General features: G+C 44.1%; 27 protein-coding genes and 1 tRNA gene. 10 read left to right on the top strand and 18 right to left on the bottom strand.

Going from position 1 to position 20,118, the window contains the following annotated elements; translation table 11 throughout:
- A partial coding sequence (locus J7K41_01970) for a hypothetical protein (GenBank protein ID MCD6549457.1) occupies positions 1–457 on the bottom strand: 457 nt, incomplete at its 3' end.
- Positions 458–1,405 carry an RsmB/NOP family class I SAM-dependent RNA methyltransferase gene (locus J7K41_01965; protein ID MCD6549456.1) on the bottom strand — a complete coding sequence of 316 codons (948 nt, stop codon included), beginning with the start codon at positions 1,403–1,405 and terminating at the stop codon, positions 458–460.
- A gap of 221 nt (positions 1,406–1,626) precedes the next feature.
- Here J7K41_01965 and J7K41_01960 point away from each other — a divergent pair, with 221 nt between their 5' ends.
- A complete protein-coding gene (locus J7K41_01960) occupies positions 1,627–1,995 on the top strand; it encodes a hypothetical protein (protein ID MCD6549455.1) in 369 nt (122 codons plus the stop codon).
- A gap of 26 nt (positions 1,996–2,021) precedes the next feature.
- Here J7K41_01960 and thrS read toward each other — a convergent pair whose 3' ends face one another.
- On the bottom strand, positions 2,022–3,944 hold the full coding sequence (gene thrS, locus J7K41_01955; GenBank protein MCD6549454.1) for a threonine--tRNA ligase: 1,923 nt from the start codon (positions 3,942–3,944) through the stop codon (positions 2,022–2,024).
- Between the two features lie 86 nt (positions 3,945–4,030).
- On the opposite strand from thrS, the gene J7K41_01950 reads away from it, so the two are divergent.
- A complete protein-coding gene (locus J7K41_01950; protein ID MCD6549453.1) occupies positions 4,031–5,260 on the top strand; it encodes a glycosyltransferase family 2 protein in 1,230 nt (409 codons plus the stop codon).
- On the top strand, positions 5,245–5,988 hold the full coding sequence (locus J7K41_01945) for a hypothetical protein (GenBank protein ID MCD6549452.1): 744 nt from the start codon (positions 5,245–5,247) through the stop codon (positions 5,986–5,988). The genes J7K41_01950 and J7K41_01945 overlap by 16 nt, the downstream gene beginning before the upstream one ends.
- Here the strand turns inward: J7K41_01945 and J7K41_01940 are convergent.
- The 12 genes from J7K41_01940 to J7K41_01885 form a co-directional block, all read right to left on the bottom strand.
- Entirely contained in the window at positions 5,957–6,319 is a 363-nt protein-coding gene (locus tag J7K41_01940; protein ID MCD6549451.1) for a hypothetical protein, read from the bottom strand. The genes J7K41_01945 and J7K41_01940 overlap by 32 nt on opposite strands.
- A gap of 5 nt (positions 6,320–6,324) precedes the next feature.
- Positions 6,325–6,867 carry a hypothetical protein gene (locus tag J7K41_01935; GenBank protein MCD6549450.1) on the bottom strand — a complete coding sequence of 181 codons (543 nt, stop codon included), beginning with the start codon at positions 6,865–6,867 and terminating at the stop codon, positions 6,325–6,327.
- Positions 6,868–6,885: 18 nt separating this feature from the next.
- Positions 6,886–7,194: a DUF1805 domain-containing protein gene (locus J7K41_01930; protein MCD6549449.1), complete on the bottom strand. Its 309-nt coding sequence runs from the start codon at positions 7,192–7,194 to the stop codon at positions 6,886–6,888.
- Positions 7,195–7,209: 15 nt separating this feature from the next.
- Positions 7,210–7,449, bottom strand: a complete 240-nt coding sequence (locus J7K41_01925; GenBank protein ID MCD6549448.1) for a hypothetical protein — start codon at positions 7,447–7,449, stop codon at positions 7,210–7,212.
- 288 nt (positions 7,450–7,737) lie between these two features.
- Positions 7,738–8,457 (bottom strand): metallophosphoesterase family protein, encoded by a 720-nt coding sequence (locus J7K41_01920; GenBank protein MCD6549447.1) that lies wholly within the window; start codon positions 8,455–8,457, stop codon positions 7,738–7,740.
- Positions 8,454–8,636 carry a DNA-directed RNA polymerase, subunit E'' gene (locus tag J7K41_01915; GenBank protein MCD6549446.1) on the bottom strand — a complete coding sequence of 61 codons (183 nt, stop codon included), beginning with the start codon at positions 8,634–8,636 and terminating at the stop codon, positions 8,454–8,456. The genes J7K41_01920 and J7K41_01915 overlap by 4 nt, the downstream gene beginning before the upstream one ends.
- A gap of 24 nt (positions 8,637–8,660) precedes the next feature.
- Positions 8,661–9,251, bottom strand: a complete 591-nt coding sequence (locus J7K41_01910; protein MCD6549445.1) for a DNA-directed RNA polymerase — start codon at positions 9,249–9,251, stop codon at positions 8,661–8,663.
- Between the two features lie 18 nt (positions 9,252–9,269).
- Positions 9,270–9,342 (bottom strand) — tRNA-Val (locus J7K41_01905).
- 52 nt (positions 9,343–9,394) lie between these two features.
- Positions 9,395–11,347 carry a sodium-translocating pyrophosphatase gene (locus J7K41_01900; protein ID MCD6549444.1) on the bottom strand — a complete coding sequence of 651 codons (1,953 nt, stop codon included), beginning with the start codon at positions 11,345–11,347 and terminating at the stop codon, positions 9,395–9,397.
- A 3-nt stretch (positions 11,348–11,350) separates the two neighbouring features.
- Positions 11,351–11,737, bottom strand: coding sequence for a hypothetical protein (locus J7K41_01895; protein ID MCD6549443.1), 387 nt, complete (start codon positions 11,735–11,737; stop codon positions 11,351–11,353).
- Between the two features lie 21 nt (positions 11,738–11,758).
- Entirely contained in the window at positions 11,759–11,998 is a 240-nt protein-coding gene (locus tag J7K41_01890; protein ID MCD6549442.1) for a hypothetical protein, read from the bottom strand.
- Positions 11,999–12,167: 169 nt separating this feature from the next.
- Positions 12,168–13,097: a fibronectin type III domain-containing protein gene (locus J7K41_01885; protein MCD6549441.1), complete on the bottom strand. Its 930-nt coding sequence runs from the start codon at positions 13,095–13,097 to the stop codon at positions 12,168–12,170.
- Between the two features lie 63 nt (positions 13,098–13,160).
- On the opposite strand from J7K41_01885, the gene J7K41_01880 reads away from it, so the two are divergent.
- Positions 13,161–13,646, top strand: coding sequence for a hypothetical protein (locus J7K41_01880; GenBank protein ID MCD6549440.1), 486 nt, complete (start codon positions 13,161–13,163; stop codon positions 13,644–13,646).
- A 4-nt stretch (positions 13,647–13,650) separates the two neighbouring features.
- Entirely contained in the window at positions 13,651–14,082 is a 432-nt protein-coding gene (locus J7K41_01875; GenBank protein ID MCD6549439.1) for a metal-dependent hydrolase, read from the top strand.
- Here J7K41_01875 and J7K41_01870 read toward each other — a convergent pair.
- Positions 14,079–15,269, bottom strand: coding sequence for a replication factor C large subunit (locus tag J7K41_01870; GenBank protein ID MCD6549438.1), 1,191 nt, complete (start codon positions 15,267–15,269; stop codon positions 14,079–14,081). The two genes, J7K41_01875 and J7K41_01870, sit on opposite strands and share 4 nt — an antisense overlap.
- Before the next feature lie 62 nt (positions 15,270–15,331).
- On the opposite strand from J7K41_01870, the gene J7K41_01865 reads away from it, so the two are divergent.
- Positions 15,332–16,486: a redox-regulated ATPase YchF gene (locus J7K41_01865; protein ID MCD6549437.1), complete on the top strand. Its 1,155-nt coding sequence runs from the start codon at positions 15,332–15,334 to the stop codon at positions 16,484–16,486.
- A gap of 50 nt (positions 16,487–16,536) precedes the next feature.
- Positions 16,537–17,925 (top strand): hypothetical protein, encoded by a 1,389-nt coding sequence (locus tag J7K41_01860; protein MCD6549436.1) that lies wholly within the window; start codon positions 16,537–16,539, stop codon positions 17,923–17,925.
- A 12-nt stretch (positions 17,926–17,937) separates the two neighbouring features.
- Here the strand turns inward: J7K41_01860 and J7K41_01855 are convergent, their stop codons facing one another.
- A complete protein-coding gene (locus tag J7K41_01855) occupies positions 17,938–18,327 on the bottom strand; it encodes a metallopeptidase (GenBank protein ID MCD6549435.1) in 390 nt (129 codons plus the stop codon).
- A 78-nt stretch (positions 18,328–18,405) separates the two neighbouring features.
- Between J7K41_01855 and J7K41_01850 the strand changes: the two genes are divergently transcribed.
- Entirely contained in the window at positions 18,406–18,645 is a 240-nt protein-coding gene (locus J7K41_01850; protein ID MCD6549434.1) for a PRC-barrel domain-containing protein, read from the top strand.
- 32 nt (positions 18,646–18,677) lie between these two features.
- Here J7K41_01850 and J7K41_01845 read toward each other — a convergent pair whose 3' ends face one another.
- Entirely contained in the window at positions 18,678–18,908 is a 231-nt protein-coding gene (locus tag J7K41_01845) for a hypothetical protein (GenBank protein MCD6549433.1), read from the bottom strand.
- A gap of 113 nt (positions 18,909–19,021) precedes the next feature.
- On the opposite strand from J7K41_01845, the gene J7K41_01840 reads away from it, so the two are divergent.
- Both J7K41_01840 and J7K41_01835 read left to right on the top strand, forming a co-directional pair.
- Positions 19,022–19,621, top strand: coding sequence for a hypothetical protein (locus tag J7K41_01840; GenBank protein ID MCD6549432.1), 600 nt, complete (start codon positions 19,022–19,024; stop codon positions 19,619–19,621).
- A 77-nt stretch (positions 19,622–19,698) separates the two neighbouring features.
- Positions 19,699–20,118 (top strand): hypothetical protein (locus J7K41_01835; protein MCD6549431.1); only part of this gene is annotated, 420 nt, incomplete at its 3' end.

Genomic DNA, 20,118 nt, shown 5'->3' with positions numbered 1-20,118 from the left:
GAGGCACGATGACGTGTCTACCGTTCATGTATTTCAACAACCCACATCCCAATGCGTACGGTCTTCCTATAATGTAACCGACGATCACGTAGGTCCCGTTACGTTTATCTATGTTCGGCATAATGCAAGATAACCTATCTCCATCTATGGGGACCGCATCGCCGCGGATAAACCTCTCCGCTTCATTCTTATCCAGAAGGAGCAGAGCATCCCCTTTTATGAAAGGTGACAGACACTGCAAACCATCGGTTGAGGGTTTTACACCTAAGTTGGTCTCCTTCAGGATCGGGATACCGTACGCCTCTACACTCATCCGATGACTGCGGATAAAGGAGAGCAGTTCCCGTGTGATGATCGCAACTCTGCGATGTGAAGAACCGAGAGGAACCACACATAATTCGTTCGGTATCTCTGCAAACTTGGATATCTCTTTTCTCGCTTTCCTTTCATCGAGCATTCAGACCACCTTTCTCAACTTTGCTATGAAAAATCCTTCACTATCGTTATCGTGAGGGAATACGCGCACCGTCTTCCGCAATTCATCGGAATATACGCGTCCGTTCCACTCTTCTATTCCCCGATGAAACCTCAATCCATCAAGTGTTATTTCCTCTATTATCACATCCTCCCTTTCGGAGATCACGTAATCGATAACCTCCTCATTTTCCTCAGGCGCGAACGTACACGTAGAATACACCAGGACACCATCCGGTTTCAGTAGCGAAACGCCCGCCATCAAAAGTTGTTTTTGTATCCTTGAATAATGTCTGACCTTAGCGATGTTCCATCCCTTCAAAACGTTCCAGTTGTACCTGATCAACCCCTCCCCGGAACACGGCGCGTCCACAAGGACACGGTCGAACGTCTCCCTTCCGAAGATCCGTGGGAGATAGATACCGTTACGGTTGATCACAACCGTGTTCAGCACACCCAACTTTCTGAGGTTGTTAACCAAAGGTTTGATCCGTGAAGGTTTGAGTTCGTTGGCTACGACTACCCCTCTATTTTTTACAAGTTCTGCGATCATCGATGTCTTTGACCCAGGAGATGCACACATATCAAGGATCTTAAGACTTTCATCGGAATGCAGGTCCATTACAAGAGGCGGGATCATAGAAGATGGGTCCTGACCGTACAACAGACCTAGGAACCCTTCCACAGTGTTTCCAGGAGTGATATTACATTCGCCATCTATCCAGTAGCCGTACCTGTACCACGGAACACGTGTCAGGTCCCATCCGTATCCCCTGACAGACTCCAACAGAGAATCAACATCCAAGACCTTTAACGTATTGATTCTGACACCTCTCCGTGCCGGACGAACCAAACACTCCATAAACTCGTCGAATTCTCCTCCAAGTAGGGCCCGGTACCTCTCGATAAAGAGTGATGGAACCTGGTACATATCTCAGAATGCTTTGCGAACAATTATTTAAAAATTAATCCCGAGTTGGAAATGGGTGCTATCAGAAGGGGTTGGTTATGGTTGGTTATCTTGGAATATGTGAGTATGAGAAGGGTTCGTTAGAAAACCCCCTCTGATCCCGTCAATCAGAATTTATTCACAATCGCAATCTCAGAAATCATCACGCAAAAGGTTTAATTTTTTTCGTGCTTTCTTTCCATATGAAGAATGACCTTGTAAAGAAGGAATTTCCGTACCTGACAAATCACAAACGAATAATCTCGTTGGCTACTGGCAATTCTCCGTATCTGGTCCGTGAAGAGGACCTATCCAAAAAGGATGAGAAAGAGTTGTTTGAAATACTTCGGCACATAGACACCAAGATCGATATGGTGAACGCCTGTCTTAAGAAACATGCGGCAAAGGTCATATCCGCTGATTCGTTGGACAATCTCAAATACCATACAGTAAGTTTTCTTGTCGAATCAGAGATAAAACGAAGACTGATAAAATACAGAAAACGCGTCGAAAGAAAACTCAGTGTTCAGAAACGGCTCACAACATTCATGAAAGGGAATAAGAAAGGATAGAACGTTAAAAGGGTTTGAAAAAATATTCATTCTATCAGAGGTTTGATGCTCTTGCTATCGATCTCCTTCTTCAACGTCTCGAGAAACGTGTCAACAGGTATCCCGGGGTAGTTCCTGTTGCTCCGTGTCCTGACGCTCAGTTGCCCGTACTTCTTCTCCCTTTCTCCGATTACGACGGTATAGTTCACTTTGGAAAGTTGTGCCTCACGGATCTTTTTGGACACCGTTTCGTGACCGTAATCGGTTTCAACCCTGATCCCAGCATCTTCAAGTTTCTCTCTCACCTTCTCAGCATAATCGATGACCTCGTCGTTAACGGTTATGATACGAACCTGTACAGGGGATAACCATAGAGGAAGTTTGCCCCCATAGTGTTCCAGCAGAATACCTATAAACCGTTCTATGCTTCCCAGTATTGCCCTGTGTATCATAACGGGTCTATGGTTAGTAGTACCGTCGGGACCCATATAAACCATGTCCAACGTCTGCGGCATTGCAAAATCCAACTGAATAGTACCGCATTGCCAAGAACGGCCCATACAATCTTTGATATGGAAATCGATCTTCGGCCCATAGAACGCGCCCTCACCTTCATTAATCGTGTACTCTATATTCTTACGGTCAAGAGCGGCACGCAACGCCGATTCGGCACGTTCCCATGTCTCAAGGTCTCCCATGTAATCCTCGGGTCTGGTACTGAGTTCCACATGAACGTCTTCGAACCCGAACGTACGGTAGACCTCGAAAACCAGGTCTATCAATTTGACTATCTCCTCCTCTATCTGATCAGGAAGGCAGAAGATATGCGCATCGTCTTGCGTGAACGCACGGACACGTAACAACCCGTGGAGCACGCCCGCCAACTCGTGCCTGTGCACCAACCCGAACTCGGCGTATTTGATAGGGAACTCTCGATAAGAATGCACCTTGGTTTTGTAGATCAAGACGTGGGCCGGACAATTCATCGGTTTGACTGCATAATCTATATCATCTATCTTTAAGAAATACATGTTGTCCCTGTAATGGTCCCAGTGCCCGGACCGTTCCCAGAGTTTACGGTTCAGAATCATCGGACCCTTCACTTCCTGATATCCGTGTTTTCGTAATAGGTCACGATAATAGGATATGATGGAATTGTATATGACCATGCCTTTAGGATGCCAGAACGGGAACCCGGGAGCTTCCTCATGAAAACTGAACAGGTCCAACTCTTTACCTATCTTCCTGTGATCACGTTTAGCCGCCTCCTCTAAAGCCTGAAGATAGGATTCAAGTTGTTTCTCAGTAGGAAAAGAAATACCGTAAATCCTTTGCAACTGAGGGTTACGGGCATCGCCACGCCAATACGCTCCAGACACCTTTGTCAACTTTACCGCACCTATGTAACCGGTTGAAGGTAGATGCGGACCTCTGCAAAGGTCGAAAAAATCTCCCTGACGATACACAGACAGTTTACCGCCTTCCCTGAAGATCTCCTCTATCATCTCCAGTTTGTAAGGATTGTCTTTGAACAATTCCTTGGCCTTCTCGTAAGAGACCTCTTCGCGCACCAAAGGTATGTCCTCCTTAATGATCTCCTTCATACGCGCTTCTATCTTTTCCAGGTCCTCAGGTGTGAAGGGCGAATGATCGATATCGTAGTAAAACCCATCCTCTATCGGCGGACCGATAGTAAGTTTAGCGTCTGGAAACAGTTCCTTCACCGCCTGAGCGAGCACATGGGCACTCGTATGCCAGTAGACCTTCTTGCCATCGGGGTCATCGAAGGTTAACGGTTCGACCGACACCATATCTCCAGTTATTCTGTCAGCAAGTCCTACTACTTCCTCGTGATTGTCTGAATATCTCACCCTTACCGCCAGTACCGTTCTGCTGTCGAATAAAGACCTTATCGACTCTCCGGGTTGAACTTCTCTCTCCTCGGTTTTCCCCTTTCGTATTATCGTCAGTTTCATGAAACTCACCTTCTAAATAGAAAGGTAGGAAGAATTATATCATAGCAAACTTTTAAAAGTTACACTGAGGAATCAACAGCATGTACGACCCAGTGTGGACTGCATTCACCTACATCTCAGCCTTCATACTCCTCTATGTCAACGTAATATACATCGCGCTCCTCATAAGGTTTAGAAAACTTGTTCACTGGTCACCGGAACCCGTGCCAGATGAAGACCTTCCGAAGATATCGGTTGTGATACCCGCGTACAACGAATCGGAGAATATAAGAGCATCGATAGAATCTGTACTGGCTTCGGATTATCCCGAAGATAAACTCGAAGTGATCGTTGTGGATGACGGGTCTACCGATGATACCTATGATATAGCAAGGGAATATACCAAGTACGGCGTGAAGGTATATCGGAAACCGAACGGTGGCGCTGCAGACGCCAAGAACTACGGTGCAGAAAGGTCTACAGGGGAGTTCATCGCAACGCTCGACTCGGACTCGAGGGTCGATACACAGGCATTTAGAAGGTTGATCGCGTATTTCCGGGAGAAGGACGTTGCCGCGGTAACCGGTGCGGTAAGGGTATACGACCCAAAGAATTTGATAGAGAAGGTTCAGGCCATAGAATACGACATTATATTAGTGCTTAGGAGATTGATCATGGGTGTAGAATCCGTCTATGTCACACCCGGCGGACTTAGCATGTTCAGAAGAGAGCCGTTCTTCGAGGTAGGCGGGTTCAATAAAAACAGTCTCACCGAAGACCAGGAAATAGCTATCAACCTGCAGAGACATGGGTACAAGATAAGGGCCTCCTTGGACGCGTTTTCTTACACTGTTGTGCCGGACACGTTGTTCAAACTGATCAAACAAAGAGTGAGATGGTTACGCGGAGGTATATGGAACAGGATATACCATCGTAGGTTGTACTCGCCTAAGTACGGTGATTTTGTGTTCTTCGGTATGATGTTCGATTTCGTTTATTCCATACCGCTTGTCATATTCGCGATAGGAATACTGAGAAATGTGCTCTACAACGGGTTGTGGACGGAGAGGTTGGGATACTTGAGTTCTCTGCTCCTTTCGATAGACCCACTCATGCTGACTACCGTCGTTGTTCTGATTATCGGAATACCTTACACAGCCTACCTTGTGAACGTGCTCCGTAGTAGAGCAGGGGAAAAGAGGGTGGGTATGAAGGACATCGTTCCTTTCATATCATACGTATTCTTCTACGGTTACATCTGGGTAGCGGTCTGGATAATAACCTTCTGGCAGGAACTGAGAGGAGGGGGATACATTTGGGGAACGAGATAGAACCGCCGACAAAGAAAAGGCATGGGACAGAGGGTTTCACTTGGGAAGTGTACGCAATAGCGTTCGTGATCAGCGGTTTAGTGTTCCTGATAGGCATTTTCATAGGTATCAATATCACCAAATCATCAGTATCCGATATCGAGGATTCCATATACACATTGAACGATAACACCATGTCCCTTCAAGTATTGACATTGACATCATCCGACCCAAGTCTCTTCTGCAATGTGTACAGAGAACTCTCAGACAAGTTTGAAGAGGAAAGTTGGAAGATAGGTGAACAGATAGATTACCTGGAGCAGCAGAGAGGCGTGTCGGACCTTCGTCTTAAATCCCAGTATTCCAACCTGGAATTCAGAAACTTCATGCTTGTAAGGTTGGCTAACGAAAGATGCAACGGTTCTTTCATACCGATCCTGTATTTTTATTCGAACAATAAGGATGTATGCCCGCACTGTTTCCAACAGGGTACCGAACTCTTCATGGCGCGGAAAGAACTCCTTGCAAAGAACATGTCCGTACGCATATATTCGTTTGACGGTGACCTGGATAACATAGCGATAGATGTACTTAAAAAACAGTTTAACGTATCCTCTTATCCGACGATAGTGATAGGGAACACAGTGTACCGAGGTATGATGAGCAAAGACGAAATCGTTAGGGCTGTTGAGTCGGAAGTGTCTACAAACGAACAGATCAAACCTTCGGACGCTCTACAACGGCCTTAACCAAAACGATCCTGTCACCAGAGATGACCTTCGGATAAAGACGGTCACAGGACGGACATGTCCAAACAACAAAATCGTGTCCGCGTTCCACAACCTTTGGCGGACCGTTATAACCGCACTCGCAGTTTACAACCGCCTCCTCCTCAATCACGTCCACATCATATCCCTCCTCCCTGAACACCCTTTCCAAGTCGGAGGAGGATACAGGTGACAGCGACCCGTTTATAACTACGAACCGAACAATCTTCCACCCTTCATCGAGTAGAGAACTAACTTTCTCATCGGACAAGGCGGACTCTATCAAACCGCGGACGATGTTGCGTTCGTGCATGCCGTTCACCTGTAGAACGGTTCGTGTTCCAGACCTTCCTTACCAACGAACAGGAACAGTAACGCTAACAGAGGAATGACTATGTAGAAGACCGTGTTTATCAGGTTCAATTCCAACGGCGGGACCTGAATGAAAGGAAGCACTACAAACCATACAGAAAGAAGGAAGCCTAAGATCAATGAGGATTTGTTGGAAACAAGGATGAGCAACACCTCTACAAAAAGTATCAGAACGAAAAGCATCTGGGTAAAGAAGTATCTTGCCTCCAATGACCTAAGGTCTTCGGTAACATAGGGCAGGAGGTACAGGTTGATAAGGAATATGAACACCGCAAGTATCGTGTAAAGTGAAGCAGAAAGAAATAAAGAGAGGTTCAGGGATTTGTACGGTGTGCGTGTGCCGCTCACCGTTTTTTTAAGCAGTTTTTTCAGGCAATGTATGCAAACGTATTCATCACCTACCTTAACCAGGTCCTCTTTACAGAACGGACGGTGACAGATAGAACACCGTGCGAATGCCTCCCTATCCGGATGGTCATGGCATTTCATAGGTTCACACTCTCCGATTTATTCCGAGTCCAGGATTTCTAATGCCTTCTTAAGTGTCATGCCCGGCCGAAGACCAAGGTCCTCAGCCCATGAGGTAACGTGTTTTATCTTTGCATTATGAAGGTCTGAAAAATCTTTGACGTTAGATACAAAACATGCCACATCACCCAGTTTCTCCGCCGCACTGACATCTATGTACGTTGAAGCGACGTATCCTCGACGGGTCTTGACGATCAGAAGCGGGATGTTGCCGAAGTGCAGTTTCAATGCCTTGTAGGTTTTCTCATCGAATTTTACGGTGCCTTCGACAACAATATTCTTCACCATACACATCACACAATTCTATTCTTTTCTTTTTCTCATGAGTTGTCTCTTCTTCCTCTCATAGATGTGCCGATGCTTGGCACAACTCGGACAATAGTATTCTTTACTCCTGACCACTGATTTAACATCCTCCCCGGTCTTCAAATCCGTTGAATAAACAATAGGTCTTTCCAAAAGAACGGCTTTAGACCTTGGAACCTTTCTTCCACAAGCAACACAGGTGACGAGTGTTTCTCTACCTCTTCCCTTCTTACCCATAATCATCTACCTCTTAATCATCCTGTTATTTTATTGATATAAAACTTTATATTACTTGCTGTTTTTTCAGGTTTAGCAACACACCTCCCTGAACGTTTCTTCTCGATACCTGAGAAATAGATAGGTAAGGATATGTGAGTTGTGAAGGGACAAAAATTTTCGGAGATAAGTATAATAGATGGGTTCGGTGGAAAATTTTTCTCCATGTTGAATTGTTCACAATCGCACAATGCGACTTATTCCTCAAATCCTCCAAACTCAACTTAACGAGTAATTTCTAAAAACTATTCATGAACGCAGACTGCGGACAGTGCCTAAACAGATCCCTGATAGCGTGTACACCTGCGCATCGTCCATTTTAAACAATTCCTTCCTGAAAGGTCGTTCTACATTGTCGATCTTCGTGACATCGATACCGAATATGTTGGGGTTGAAAGATGGTAAAAACACTGCTGTTAAATCTTTGTTAAAACGGTTACCCCCGCCCAACAATCTCGCTATCTCCCCCGGATTTAAACGTGCTACCAGATAAACCTTAATCCTTAGGTTTTTACCTATTTCAGAACGCACATTATAATAGTAATGCAGATGACCGAACAAAAGATAACTGTGGTTCCACATGTTCGGTGAAGGTATCGCATGCCCGTGAACCATTCCTACATCTGATTTAACGTACTCGTTCACAACGGTTATATCCGGTATCTTATCGATCCCGTGGTCATGGTTTCCTTTGACTACCACAACACGGTCGAACTCTTTCTTAACCCTACTGAAAAAATCGAATACCTGATTGGGAACAGTAAACAGTGGTTCTTTTACATCTCCCAATATGATGAGTTCTCTCGTGTCATCCCTGATCTCAAGGATCCTTTCCAGATAATAGTCGGCCATATCGATGATTTCATCACCGTACGGAATGGATTCGACATCGCGTCCTATATGTAAATCGGTAATAACCAACGCATCATCAACAATAACTGCCGGGTTTTCATAGACAAAACGCATCATCTAACTTTCACTGCATATCTTCCGGGCGTTTTCGCACCTATCTTTTTTGCAACTTCCGACCGTTCCGGATCAAGAACGATGATCAATCCGGTAAACTTTTCAGAGATGTTTTCAGAGCCGCAGGCAGGACATTTGTCCCCTTCCTCGAAAAGGTAATGGCAATCCTTACACGCCTTCATACAAACCACCTGAACATATTTCGCTCACTTCTTTTTCTTCTTCTGCTTCTCAGCGGTTTTTTCTTTCTCTCTCTTCTTAAGTTCCTGGACTACCCATTCCTCCTTACCCAACCCTAAAGGACGCATTGTCAGTCCTATCTTCACATCCTTGATCGTACCGCTCATGCTCACAGTAGAGATCTTGGCAAGCACGGTGTCCCCTTTCTTGAGTGTCCGTTTCGTATCCTTACCTATCAATGCAGGTATCCTGCGGTTGTAAGTCAGAAAATCGTTCGTTATCTGAGAGAGATGGACCAACCCGTCAACAGGACCCAGCCAAAGGAAAGCACCGAATTCCACGACTTCGGTAACCTCTGTTCTTACCACTTCGTTGACCACGGGCTTGAACACGAGGGCGTCGAATTCTACATCGAAATATGCAGAAGGGTCCCCGGGTATGATTATACCCTCACTTTTCGGTTCCACATTATGGATGGAAAGTACTACACCTATCTCCTTATCCACCACTCTCTCGTACTTCTCGCTGAGTAACTCGGTTAATGCATCTTCCAACCGCATAGAAAAATATCTAGGCGGCACCCTCACCTTATCCTTCACATGGAGCAGGTTGAACATTCATACCACCTCTAACAATGGGCCCGCCCGGATTCGAACCGGGGACCTCCCGCGTGTGAGGCGGACGTCATAACCACTAGACCACGGGCCCTTTAAACATTAAAACTGTTTTGCAGGTATTTGTACAAACTTCTTTATAAATTTTAGTGGAAGATCGCCATGGCCAGGAGTATTGAAATGATGGACATCAACTTTATCAGGATGTTCAGGGACGGACCGCTGCAATCCTTGAACGGGTCACCAACCGTATCGCCGGTAACGGTTGCTTTATGCACTTCACTACCTTTACCACCGAGATGACCTGCTTCAACATACTTCTTGGCATTGTCCCAAGCACCGCCCGCATTAGCCATGAACAGGGCGAGCATGAATCCTGACGCTATCGACCCTACCAATAAACCGCCCGTACCCTCCGGACCAAGAGTAAACCAAACTACGATAGGAGCAACCAATGCGATCACGCTCGGGAGCACCATCTTACGTAATGCGGAATGTGTACTGATGGCGATACATCTGGAATAATCCGGCTCCTTCTTACCTTCAAGAATCTTCTTGTCCTTGAACTGCCTTCTTATCTCGTTCACCATCGTGTTTGCGGCTTCACCGACCGACCGCAGGGTGAGTGCCGAAAACAGGAAGGGTAGAAGTGCACCTATGAATATGCCACCCACCACATTAGGGTCAGTTATATCGATCCCTTTCAGTCCCGAGATAGACACATAGGATGAAAACAGTGCCAAGGCCGTTAATGCCGCCGAACCTATTGCAAACCCTTTACCGACCGCTGCAGTAGTGTTACCCACCGCGTCGAGCATCTCGGTCCTCTCCCTCACTTTCTTCCCCAGTCCTGCCATCTCGGCTATCCCTGCAGCGTTATCCGCAACCGGCCCGTACGTATCCGCGGCAAGCGTTATCCCTAATATGGATAACATGCCGACGGCGGCCAATGCAACACCGTACAACCCGGAAACCGCGTAGGATACAACGATACCTATCACTACGAGCACTACCGGTACGAATGTACTCTCCATACCAACAGAAATACCTGTTATTATGTTTGTTGCCGCTCCCGACACAGAAGCATTTGCTACCGACTTAGTCGGAGGATACTTGTAAGATGTATAATATTCAGTTGTAAACCCGATAAGTATCCCTACCACCAAACCCAACACTATCGAAATCCATAACTCCAAACCGCCTGTCAACCATTGAACAACAAAATAAGATGCGATAAACATAATACCTCCGGCAACGAGTATACCTCTGTTCAACGCCTTTGAAGGATCGCCTCCTTTCCCTACGTTTACAAAGAAGTAGCCGAGGATGGATGAGAATATACCTACCGTGGCAAGGATTATGGGAAGCGTTCCGAAAATAGCAGAGATGGACGAACCTATAAGTATGGCTGCAATTATGGAGTCAACGTAACTCTCGAACAGGTCGGCACCCATCCCAGCCACATCACCGACGTTGTCCCCCACCTGATCAGCGATCACCGCAGGATTACGCGGGTCATCTTCAGGAATGTTTTCTTCTACTTTTCCGACAAGGTCGGCTGCAACATCTGCCGCCTTAGTGTATATGCCTCCTCCGACACGCGCAAACAATGCTATGGATGATGCACCGAACCCGAAAGCGAACAACACGTTAGGGTCATGAAAGATCAAATAAAACACGGTCACACCTAACAACCCGAGACCTACAACAAGCATACCCATAATGGAACCCGATGAGAACGCGACACGTAACCCTTTATTGAGTTCTTTTCTGCATGCCTCTGCAGTTCTGCTGTTAGCAGACGTAGCAACCATCATACCCATGTATCCTGCGCTTGACGAAAGTAGTGCACCGGCAACGAATGCGATAGCCTCTCTATAACCAAGAACCAACAATAGGATCAAAGCAACAATGACGACAAAGACGGACAGTACACGATACTGTTTATTGAGATAAGTTTTGGCCCCTTTCCTTATCAGTTCGGCGATGTGCCTCATCTTCTCATTACCCTCACTGTATCCTTTTATCATGTAGGCTAAACCTAATGCAAACAGTACCGCTGCTACACCGCCAACCAAACCTATCCACAACATTACCATCACCTACATAACAGCGATCCTGCCGTACCCTCTTAGGATAACTGTTTTCACTCCGATAGATTTTAAACGTTTTCTAAGAGAGAGATCATTGGTACACACATATACGTCGAACCCTTCATCCTTAAGTTGTTTAGAGTATCTGAAGATCCATCTGTCCACAGGGTCGTTGTTCTCAACAACCTTGACCCTCGTCTTTTTAAGAACATTTAACACAAACCTTGCATCTCTATCGGTCTTAGATAAACGGTTCAATTCTTCAAGTATTCCTTTGGATACGATGAATTCACAGTTTCCTATTTCTGCCCTAACCTCTTTAAAGATGTCCAATTTGAATCTAGGGATAAGGAGGAAAAAATTTGTATCTATGATAACCTTAGGGACATCGCGCATAAAAAGAAGAAAAGGAAGGGTTTATCTTCGTTTACCTTTTTTGCCGGGCCAATTCTTCAATCTGGCACGTGCCACATAACCTTTTTTGTCCACGTAATACATGTAACCCGGCTCTTTGATGATCTTCTCGGTACCTACTCTCTTCTTACGACCCCGTTTGTTAAACTTCATGGGGGCTCTCCACACATAACCGTCCTTCCCTACATAATAAAGATAACCCGGTTCCCTCTCTATCTTTTCTTTACCTATTCTTTCGCCCATTGTAAACACCTCCTACAAATACATATCGACGTCCTACGTCGTAATTTATCTGAAAGAGTATGTTTTTAAATGTTTCTACCGGATCTCGTAGGTCCTGTGACCGTGCAAATCCGATTAACATGTGGAGAATCAAGTTTTATACCCAACTCTTTGCTTCTTTATCTTCTGACTATTCGATAACACGTGCAACATCAACCCATCTTGCAATGTTTCCTGCAACATCAGAACACTGGAGCGATATAATATATGGGCCTCTCTCTTTGAAAGAGATGTTGAACAAGATCGTTGATCCAGTGTTTGTTTCTTCATCTTTAACAGGGATATCATTTATGTACAGAGTACATCTCACTTCCTTTGAATAATCATCGCTAACATTGAACACAAGGGACGCGTTTCCGCCAACATGGTAGAACCCGCTCGTCAACCCGACCACTTCGTCGATTTCAGGAGGATGGTCATCTATCGTCACGACAGAATAAACGATCGATCCGAGATTACCGTGGTTATCCATACATTGTCCGTACAGTTTTCTTTCACCCGACTCATTGTAAAGAGGGACTGTGAAGTACTGCGTATACGGGAAGAATTGAGACCATTCATGACCGTCATCCTTAAACCTGCAGAAGTATGCGTCCTCACAAGTCATGAACACGAGCACCTGAGGAACCTTGACAACTGGACGGGATATCTGAATCTCACAATCGGTAGGCGGAGTTCTATCTATGTTAACAGATACCTGGTTAAGGTTATCCTCTTCATTAGAACGATCAACTGCACGGACAGTATAGAAATATTGACCTTCCGGAAGATAAAAGGTGTCTGTGTAAGATGAACCGTTGATGACCCTATTATTAACTCGTTCCCCCAGAACTCCTTTTTTCGTGCTTCTGTATACGTTATACCCGATAACGTCGCCTGAAATAGAAGGAGTCCATCGAATGAACACGACGGACCCGTTTTGAAACGCGTACACGTCTGTCGGTGGGGAAGGAGGATAATCTGGTGCGGATTTACCTAAATAATACAGTGAGATGATTATCCCGCCGAGTACTATGAAGGTTAGGACCAACAACCATTGCTGCCAATCATCGGAATCCATGAATAAAGATAGACCAAAAAGAATTTTAAAGAGATATGCGATAAAATAACCGAGGCGACACGGATGGAATTGAAAACCAAGGATGAAAAGAGGATGAAGGAGAAGGTTGACCTGTTGCCTAAGGAATTCTTTGCATTAGAAGATAGGTTGGTTAAAAGCACGGTTTTGGAGAACACGGAAAAAACAGAGGTGGTTGTCTCGAAATCGGGGAAAGAAGTGAAAAGAGAACGTTCATTGAAGTACAGGTTGAGAAGAGCCATCGACACATTGATACAATTGATACTAATTTTGCTTCCGAACAAGGTCAGAAAAAGGTTAACATACAAACGAAAGGTCAATGATAAAGAGGATATTCCACGTGTTGAAAGGTTGAGAAAGGAATTAGAACCTCTCCTAGCACTGTATCATCTTCAATGCCTTGATGACGAAGAAGCGTTAGCCCTACATTTTGCCGAAGGTCAACTGTATTACAACCTCACTAAACTGGACAAAGAAGACGAAAAAGAAATAGTTAAACAGGTCAAGGAATTGATACTACAATTCGAGTGATGCCATGAATTACAAAGGTCATCTCATAGTAGGAGGATTGAGTTCAACAGTTATCGGATTTCTAATCAAGCCGAACATATGGTACATCATCTTCGGTACTGTGAGTGCTCTCACACCCGACATAGACCATCCTAAGAGTAAAGCCACCTCTTTATTGAGGGGTGTTGTTCTGCTTCCGTTAAGTGTTGTGATATCGATGTCGCTTTTCGATGACCTTGCGAAGATGGTACTGGTTACTTTGGGGATTTTCTTGCTGCTGATCATGTTAACCGAACTGTTACGTCCGAGACACAGAGGGATAACGCACGGTTTTGCTGCAGCCCTCGCATACGCGATAATGATATTTTTAGTATCAAAAGACTACTATCTCGCCGTTTTCGGATTGGTCGGATACGTTTCACACCTGATAGCAGACGGTGTGTTCAAGATTTTTTAAAAATACTTCTTTGCCTTTGATTCCGTTGTACCAAGAATGAATGCAGCTTCCTTGGGGTCAAGGTCATAGAAAGAGAGGGCCTCTCCATCGTATTTCTCGATAAGAAGTTTTATGAGAGGTAGCATTTCCCGTATCTCTTTACCGGATGCATGGATCCTTCCATGGTTTTTGAACTTGGTTATTATACTGTTCAGTGTTCGTCTGTGCTCCTTTGTTCTGCTCATGTATTTCAGATAGGTCGGAAACGTGTAGGGAACAAACCTGAACCTGTGCTCCTTTTTCGCCAGAGCCACGCCCGCTGTCATAAGTGATAGTGAATACCTTAAGAAACCCCAAACGTTTCTTCTTTTTATTCTTCCCCGAAATACGTCTGCACGTGACAGATAATAAAACCCTTCTGCCAATTCCTCGGGGTCCTGCAGTTCTCTCGGCATGTTTTCCTCTATCCAAAGAGTCAACATATCTGGGTCCATATCTACCATCGTAGTTATCCTCCTCGCATCTACAAAGGTTTTTGCATTGAACATGCGTCTGAGCGCATCCATAATCTTGATGTTTATGTTTCTCGGTGCGGTACTCATCCCTTGAAGACTGTTCAGAGCCGCCCTGACGTCTCCTTCAGCCGATTCAACAATCTTCTTTATCATCTCTTTAGTGACCGGGATCTTTTCTTTTTCTGCAATCAATAGGAGATAACGTTCAAGTGTGGAATTGCTCGGCCTTTTCAAGGTTATGACCTCGCAGAACCCGCGTACGGAGGACAAGGACGGGTCCCAAGGGTCTATGGCTGTGAGGATTATCGGGAACGGCGGATCCTTGAGAAGGGACGACAGTTTAGATGCCAAACCCCTACCCATGAGAGCCATCTTATCCGCATCGTCTACAAGAAGGAGCCGGGGTTTGCCGAACAATGTACCCGAGACAAGAGAATGATTGAAAAGTTTTTCTATTGTATCGTGCGAATACTCTTGGGATTCGTTTATCTCGTACAGTTCAAACCCGAACTCATCGGCTACGGCATGCGCCAGAGAAGTTTTCCCAACTCCAACAGGACCCGTGATAAGCAAAGGTTTACCTTTAATGCCCCTCTTCCAGTTCAATATCCATTGCTTTACCTTTTTTATTTCAGAAGTGTTGCCCAAAAACTTAGAAAGTCTGTTCGGTCTGTATTTTTCCGTGAGGAGCATGAAAGGATTTAAGATATCATGATTAAAAACTTTTCCTGATGATTTTAATTTAGGTTGTTTTTATGGAGATAGGAATCTGCGGTAAACCGAACAGCGGGAAAAGTACTTTTTTCAGTGCGGCTACGCTGATAGATGTGCCTATGGCAGATTATCCATTCACTACGATAGACCCGAACATAGGTCTGTCATACGTAAGAACGAACTGTGTATGTAAAGAGTTCGGAGTGAAATGCAATCCAAAACATGGACGATGTGTAAACGGAATAAGGTTCATTCCTACAAAACTGGTGGATGTCGCGGGACTTGTCCCTGGTGCTCATGAAGGTAAAGGGTTGGGTAACAGGTTCCTGACAGACCTGGCAGGTACGGATTGTTTGATCCAGGTTGTAGACGCCAGCGGTAGGACAGACCTCGATGGAAGATTGGGTAAAGGTGACACGGTCAAGGAGGTCATGTTTTTGGAAGAGGAACTTGTCCATTGGATAGACGGTATTTTAGAGAGACATTGGAGAACGATAAAATCGGGGAATGTACAAAAACTGGTAGATATAACCAACAGTTTGAAAGTGTCCGAAGAAACTACTATCTCAATACTAAAGGAATTGGATTTAAAAGATAAGAAAAACTGGTCTCCAGAAGACAGGTTCGATATCGCCCGGCTCATCGTCCGTCGAGGTAAACCGATACTGATCGCCGCTAATAAGGTCGATGAAAAAGGTGCGGATGAAAACATAGAAAGGCTGAAAGAAGCCTATCCCGACAAGGTTATCGTTCCGACGTACGCCCTCGGCGAATTGGTATTACGAAAGGCTGCAAAGAACGGATACATCGAATACCTTCCGGGTGATTCGGGGTTCGAAGTAATCAGACAGTTATCGAAGGAACAGAAAACAGTACTGGACAGAATAAGAGAGATCCTGGACAGGTACGGTGGGTCTGGAGTGCAACAGATACTGAACAAGGCGGTGTTCGATGTATTGGGATATATCGTCGTGTATCCTGTCGAAAATGAAAAGGAGTTGACAGATTCCCAGGGAAATGTGGTACCGGACGCGATCCTTATGAAAAAGGGGTCTACGGTTATCGACCTTGCCGAGAAGATCCATTCCGACATTGCCGAAGGGTTCATAGGAGCGATCGATGTTAGGACAGGACGAAAGGTCGGAAGAGACCATATGTTAAAGGATAGGGACGTGATAAAGATAATGTTTAAATAAATAGCGAGGTTGAAATATTCGGATTTGACAGGATTTAAAGAGGGATTACTATGGATATGGATAAGATACTTATAGTGTTAGGATTACTGTCGGTCATCATTGTAATGGGAGGGTGTACAACAAATAACAAGAACGACGGATACAAGGAACTGATCAACAGTTTGGAACTACAAAAGAACACGACCGTCTATTATCAGGTATTTGATGAACGTTCGGAAGGTCTTACGTATCACATAGAAGGGATTAGGGATGGAAACAGGTACTACATAAAATCGGTATCACCGTTTGAAACACGATGGATGATAAAGAACGGTACAACGACCTATGCATGCGTACAGTTGGCAGGTAAGAAAGAGATATACTGTTCGGATGTTACGAATAATACGTTGTTTTATTATGAGAAAAAGAACCTTATAGAAAAACTGACGGATGAGGATTCCGTGGAAAAGACGATACTTACCTATGAAGTGTTGAAGAACGCATCTGCATTGAATGTCTCCTATCCTGAATACAGAACTGTTGCCGGACGAGAATGCAAATACTTTGTGATAAAACCGAACTACAGAAAGCTTACGTTTACCGAACTATTGAAAATAGGGTTGAGCCCTAACAGCAAGATAGTGACATCTTTCAACAATTTCACGCAAAGGTTGTGTTTGGATAATGAAACTGGGCTCCCGCTCTTAGTAAACATAACGTATACTGAGAACGGTATAGAAAAACAACTTCTGAGAAAAGTGGTATCGCTCAGCACAAAGGTTCCAGAGGACGCTTTCACACTTCCGGGACCTATCGATAACACAACCAGATTTATCAATACCTACAGGAGTGCTAAGAAGATGCTTCTCGAATATCTTGAATGTAGATTGTCGAACAAAACGGATTACTGTTTAAAACAGGCCGCCTACAATGAAAAGAACTACAGGTTCTGTCTGTTCATCAATGATACTGAGTATAAAGACGGTTGTTTGGTAATGATGGCATATGCGGCCGATGACCCGGACTGTTGCAACTATGTCACACCTGGCGAAAACAAAGATATTTGCTATTACCAATACGTCAGTAGATGGGGAAACAAAACGTACTGCGATTACATAATGAATGAAGAGTTAAAGGAAAATTGTACTCGACTGAATGTAACTGTAAGAGAGAAGAAGATAGAATGCCGTTCAGATGCGGATTGTCATATCACAGGAATATACAATCAAACATGCGCACCGGTCAACTATACAGATAACAGGACTGTTCCGTGGAAGGATGAATACTCCTGCTACACAAGTGATAAGACCTCGTGCATATGCGTAAACAATCTCTGCCAATGGGATCTGACAGATGAATTGATAGAATGTATAGATAGATACGAGACTGCGGAGATAATACAGGATATAAAAAAGGAGAAGAATGTCTCGAATACAGGAACAAACTCGACAGGTAAATAAAGAACGGCAAACTTAGACCATCTTTCTCTTTTTGTACAGTTCGTACAATCTGTTCACTGAACGAGCGTCTATCCTTCTCCATACAAAGTTGTGCGGTGTCAATGCCCCTGAAAAAGTTGTCGGAATATGCATGAGTTCATGGATTATAACCTTACGTTTTTTCTCAATGGGCAGTTGATCGAAATGGTGGGATATCACTTCAAGAACGTAAAAGGTACGAATGTCCAACGCCACCTGCCATATCTTAGGCAAACTCCATATCCGTGCGTATGCCCTCGCCTTAGAACCAAAAGAACGCAAACATATAATTCTTTCAGTATCTATATAATAAAACTTGTCTTTTAATACCTCAACGATATCTTCAACCATAGCCTTTACATCGGGAGCGCGGTCAAACTTCATAGGATAATCTCGTAAACGTTAGTTTTATAAATGATTCTGTGGAATTTTATTCTGATTAAAGTTGAGTGGGTGATATGAATGTCGATAAGATTATCGAAGATGTATGGTATGGACATATATACTGATGGAGGGAAGTTCCTCGGTAGGGTTCAGGACATAATAATAGACCTTGAAAAAGGCGAGATCATAAGACTTACTCTGGAACCGCTCAGTTATCATATCACTAAAGAGGATGCGGTGAGAATACTGAAGGAAAAGAGTATTCTGTACAAGAATGTAAAATCTGTCGAAGACGTGGTGGTGGTCTCGCAGCAGTAGAATGCAGAGACCCCTTACTTCCACTATTCAGACTAGAGTTCCTCCAAATCTATCACTTTTGCTTTATACACTTCCAAGTACTCTTTAAACCTATTGAAAAAGGCATCTGCTTCATCTTCCAGTTCGTCTGGAACCAATATGACGGATTTTGTTTTGAGAGGCAGTTTACATAAACGCGATTTTTTGAGATGATAATAGAACCTTCTTTTGACCTTTGAATAATCTTTCAAATCCACCTTTATGTCATAAAGATAGAGAAGCATATGTAACCATAGTTACATAATTATTTTAAATTTATCTAGAATAAGAATAGTGGAAGTACAGGGTCGTATCCCTTCCCCTACCCTGTGGCTTTTGGGACGTTGGGTGTTTGAAAATGAAAAAATTAATAGGTATGCTGGTGATCCTTTTCGGAATTATCGGGATATTTCTTACTGCAGGTATCTGTTTGTTTTCCCTCTCTTATCTTTCCAGTATCAGCGATTATGTGAATTCTGAATTTGACAAGGTGATTTTACTTGAAACGAACGCCAACCGATTTATCGATGACACTTCTTATACATTGTCCTCTTTTTCGAATATGTCTTCATACCTATCAGATTCCATAGTTCACATGAGTAATGGGATAGATTCCCTTTCCCAGGGGATATCTTCTCTTACTGGGGTCGTTTCTTCTATGGGCGTATCCACTTCTTCCCTGTCTTCATCAACGGAACAGTTATCCGAGGCATCCGCTTCTTTAAAAGACACGGCAACGCTCCTGGCTCAGACGAATAGGTCGGTTGTCCAGACGTATAACTCTCTATCCACCCTCAAACATTCTGTAGATGCGATAGATGTCAAAGAGGCCAAATCCACTATTTCTAACGCACTGAACCGTCTCAAATTGGGAATAATATTCTTAGCGGTGTTAGGTGTTGTTCTGTTCATCATACTCTCGCTGATCGGTTACGGACTCATGTCAGACGCTTACTAGTTTTACAAACAGATAGGTTTAAAAACAACAGAATACACAAAACATCACATCTTGAATTTTCTACGGGGTGATACATGATGAAAAGGACGATCCTTTTTGGACTGTTAAGCGTATTCATAGCGTTTACCATTATGGTACTGCCAGGATGTAATACACAGTCCAGTACATCGAACAGTACGATAAACAGTACGAATAATACGTCAGAGTATTCCCTTCTGATGTTCTACGACCCATCCCTTCCTCCAGGAGTAAATGACATTATTTTCACTCTGTTCAATTCTACCAAGGCCGACCTACCTTCTCTAAACTACGAAATTCACTGTATAGATATTCAGTACTTACAGAAGGGAACGCCCGGACCGTCCGAGCAGATCTGCATACAGCAGTATGGAGAAAAGCAATATGCAAAAAGCATTGCGCTAGCTAAGAATATTTCATTGTCATCATTCTTCGTACTCCGCAATGGTGATAGGTATATCCCTATTAATTATGTACCT

This window comes from Candidatus Micrarchaeota archaeon (genome assembly GCA_021163225.1).
Lineage (GTDB): Archaea > Micrarchaeota > Micrarchaeia > Anstonellales > JAGGXE01 > JAGGXE01.
This window is presented reverse-complemented; position numbering and strand designations above follow the sequence as displayed.

Coding starts and splice junctions, on each gene's coding strand:
- J7K41_01965 (MCD6549456.1), bottom strand. CDS start 1,405: ATGTACCAGGTTCCATCACTCTTTATCGAGAGGTACCGGGCCCTACTT.
- J7K41_01960 (MCD6549455.1), top strand. CDS start 1,627: ATGAAGAATGACCTTGTAAAGAAGGAATTTCCGTACCTGACAAATCAC.
- J7K41_01950 (MCD6549453.1), top strand. CDS start 4,031: ATGTACGACCCAGTGTGGACTGCATTCACCTACATCTCAGCCTTCATA.
- J7K41_01940 (MCD6549451.1), bottom strand. CDS start 6,319: ATGCACGAACGCAACATCGTCCGCGGTTTGATAGAGTCCGCCTTGTCC.
- J7K41_01935 (MCD6549450.1), bottom strand. CDS start 6,867: ATGAAATGCCATGACCATCCGGATAGGGAGGCATTCGCACGGTGTTCT.
- J7K41_01930 (MCD6549449.1), bottom strand. CDS start 7,194: ATGGTGAAGAATATTGTTGTCGAAGGCACCGTAAAATTCGATGAGAAA.
- J7K41_01925 (MCD6549448.1), bottom strand. CDS start 7,449: ATGGGTAAGAAGGGAAGAGGTAGAGAAACACTCGTCACCTGTGTTGCT.
- J7K41_01920 (MCD6549447.1), bottom strand. CDS start 8,457: ATGATGCGTTTTGTCTATGAAAACCCGGCAGTTATTGTTGATGATGCG.
- J7K41_01915 (MCD6549446.1), bottom strand. CDS start 8,636: ATGAAGGCGTGTAAGGATTGCCATTACCTTTTCGAGGAAGGGGACAAA.
- J7K41_01910 (MCD6549445.1), bottom strand. CDS start 9,251: ATGTTCAACCTGCTCCATGTGAAGGATAAGGTGAGGGTGCCGCCTAGA.
- J7K41_01900 (MCD6549444.1), bottom strand. CDS start 11,347: ATGGTAATGTTGTGGATAGGTTTGGTTGGCGGTGTAGCAGCGGTACTG.
- J7K41_01895 (MCD6549443.1), bottom strand. CDS start 11,737: ATGCGCGATGTCCCTAAGGTTATCATAGATACAAATTTTTTCCTCCTT.
- J7K41_01890 (MCD6549442.1), bottom strand. CDS start 11,998: ATGGGCGAAAGAATAGGTAAAGAAAAGATAGAGAGGGAACCGGGTTAT.
- J7K41_01885 (MCD6549441.1), bottom strand. CDS start 13,097: ATGGATTCCGATGATTGGCAGCAATGGTTGTTGGTCCTAACCTTCATA.
- J7K41_01880 (MCD6549440.1), top strand. CDS start 13,161: ATGGAATTGAAAACCAAGGATGAAAAGAGGATGAAGGAGAAGGTTGAC.
- J7K41_01875 (MCD6549439.1), top strand. CDS start 13,651: ATGAATTACAAAGGTCATCTCATAGTAGGAGGATTGAGTTCAACAGTT.
- J7K41_01870 (MCD6549438.1), bottom strand. CDS start 15,269: ATGCTCCTCACGGAAAAATACAGACCGAACAGACTTTCTAAGTTTTTG.
- J7K41_01865 (MCD6549437.1), top strand. CDS start 15,332: ATGGAGATAGGAATCTGCGGTAAACCGAACAGCGGGAAAAGTACTTTT.
- J7K41_01860 (MCD6549436.1), top strand. CDS start 16,537: ATGGATATGGATAAGATACTTATAGTGTTAGGATTACTGTCGGTCATC.
- J7K41_01855 (MCD6549435.1), bottom strand. CDS start 18,327: ATGAAGTTTGACCGCGCTCCCGATGTAAAGGCTATGGTTGAAGATATC.
- J7K41_01850 (MCD6549434.1), top strand. CDS start 18,406: ATGTCGATAAGATTATCGAAGATGTATGGTATGGACATATATACTGAT.
- J7K41_01845 (MCD6549433.1), bottom strand. CDS start 18,908: ATGCTTCTCTATCTTTATGACATAAAGGTGGATTTGAAAGATTATTCA.
- J7K41_01840 (MCD6549432.1), top strand. CDS start 19,022: ATGAAAAAATTAATAGGTATGCTGGTGATCCTTTTCGGAATTATCGGG.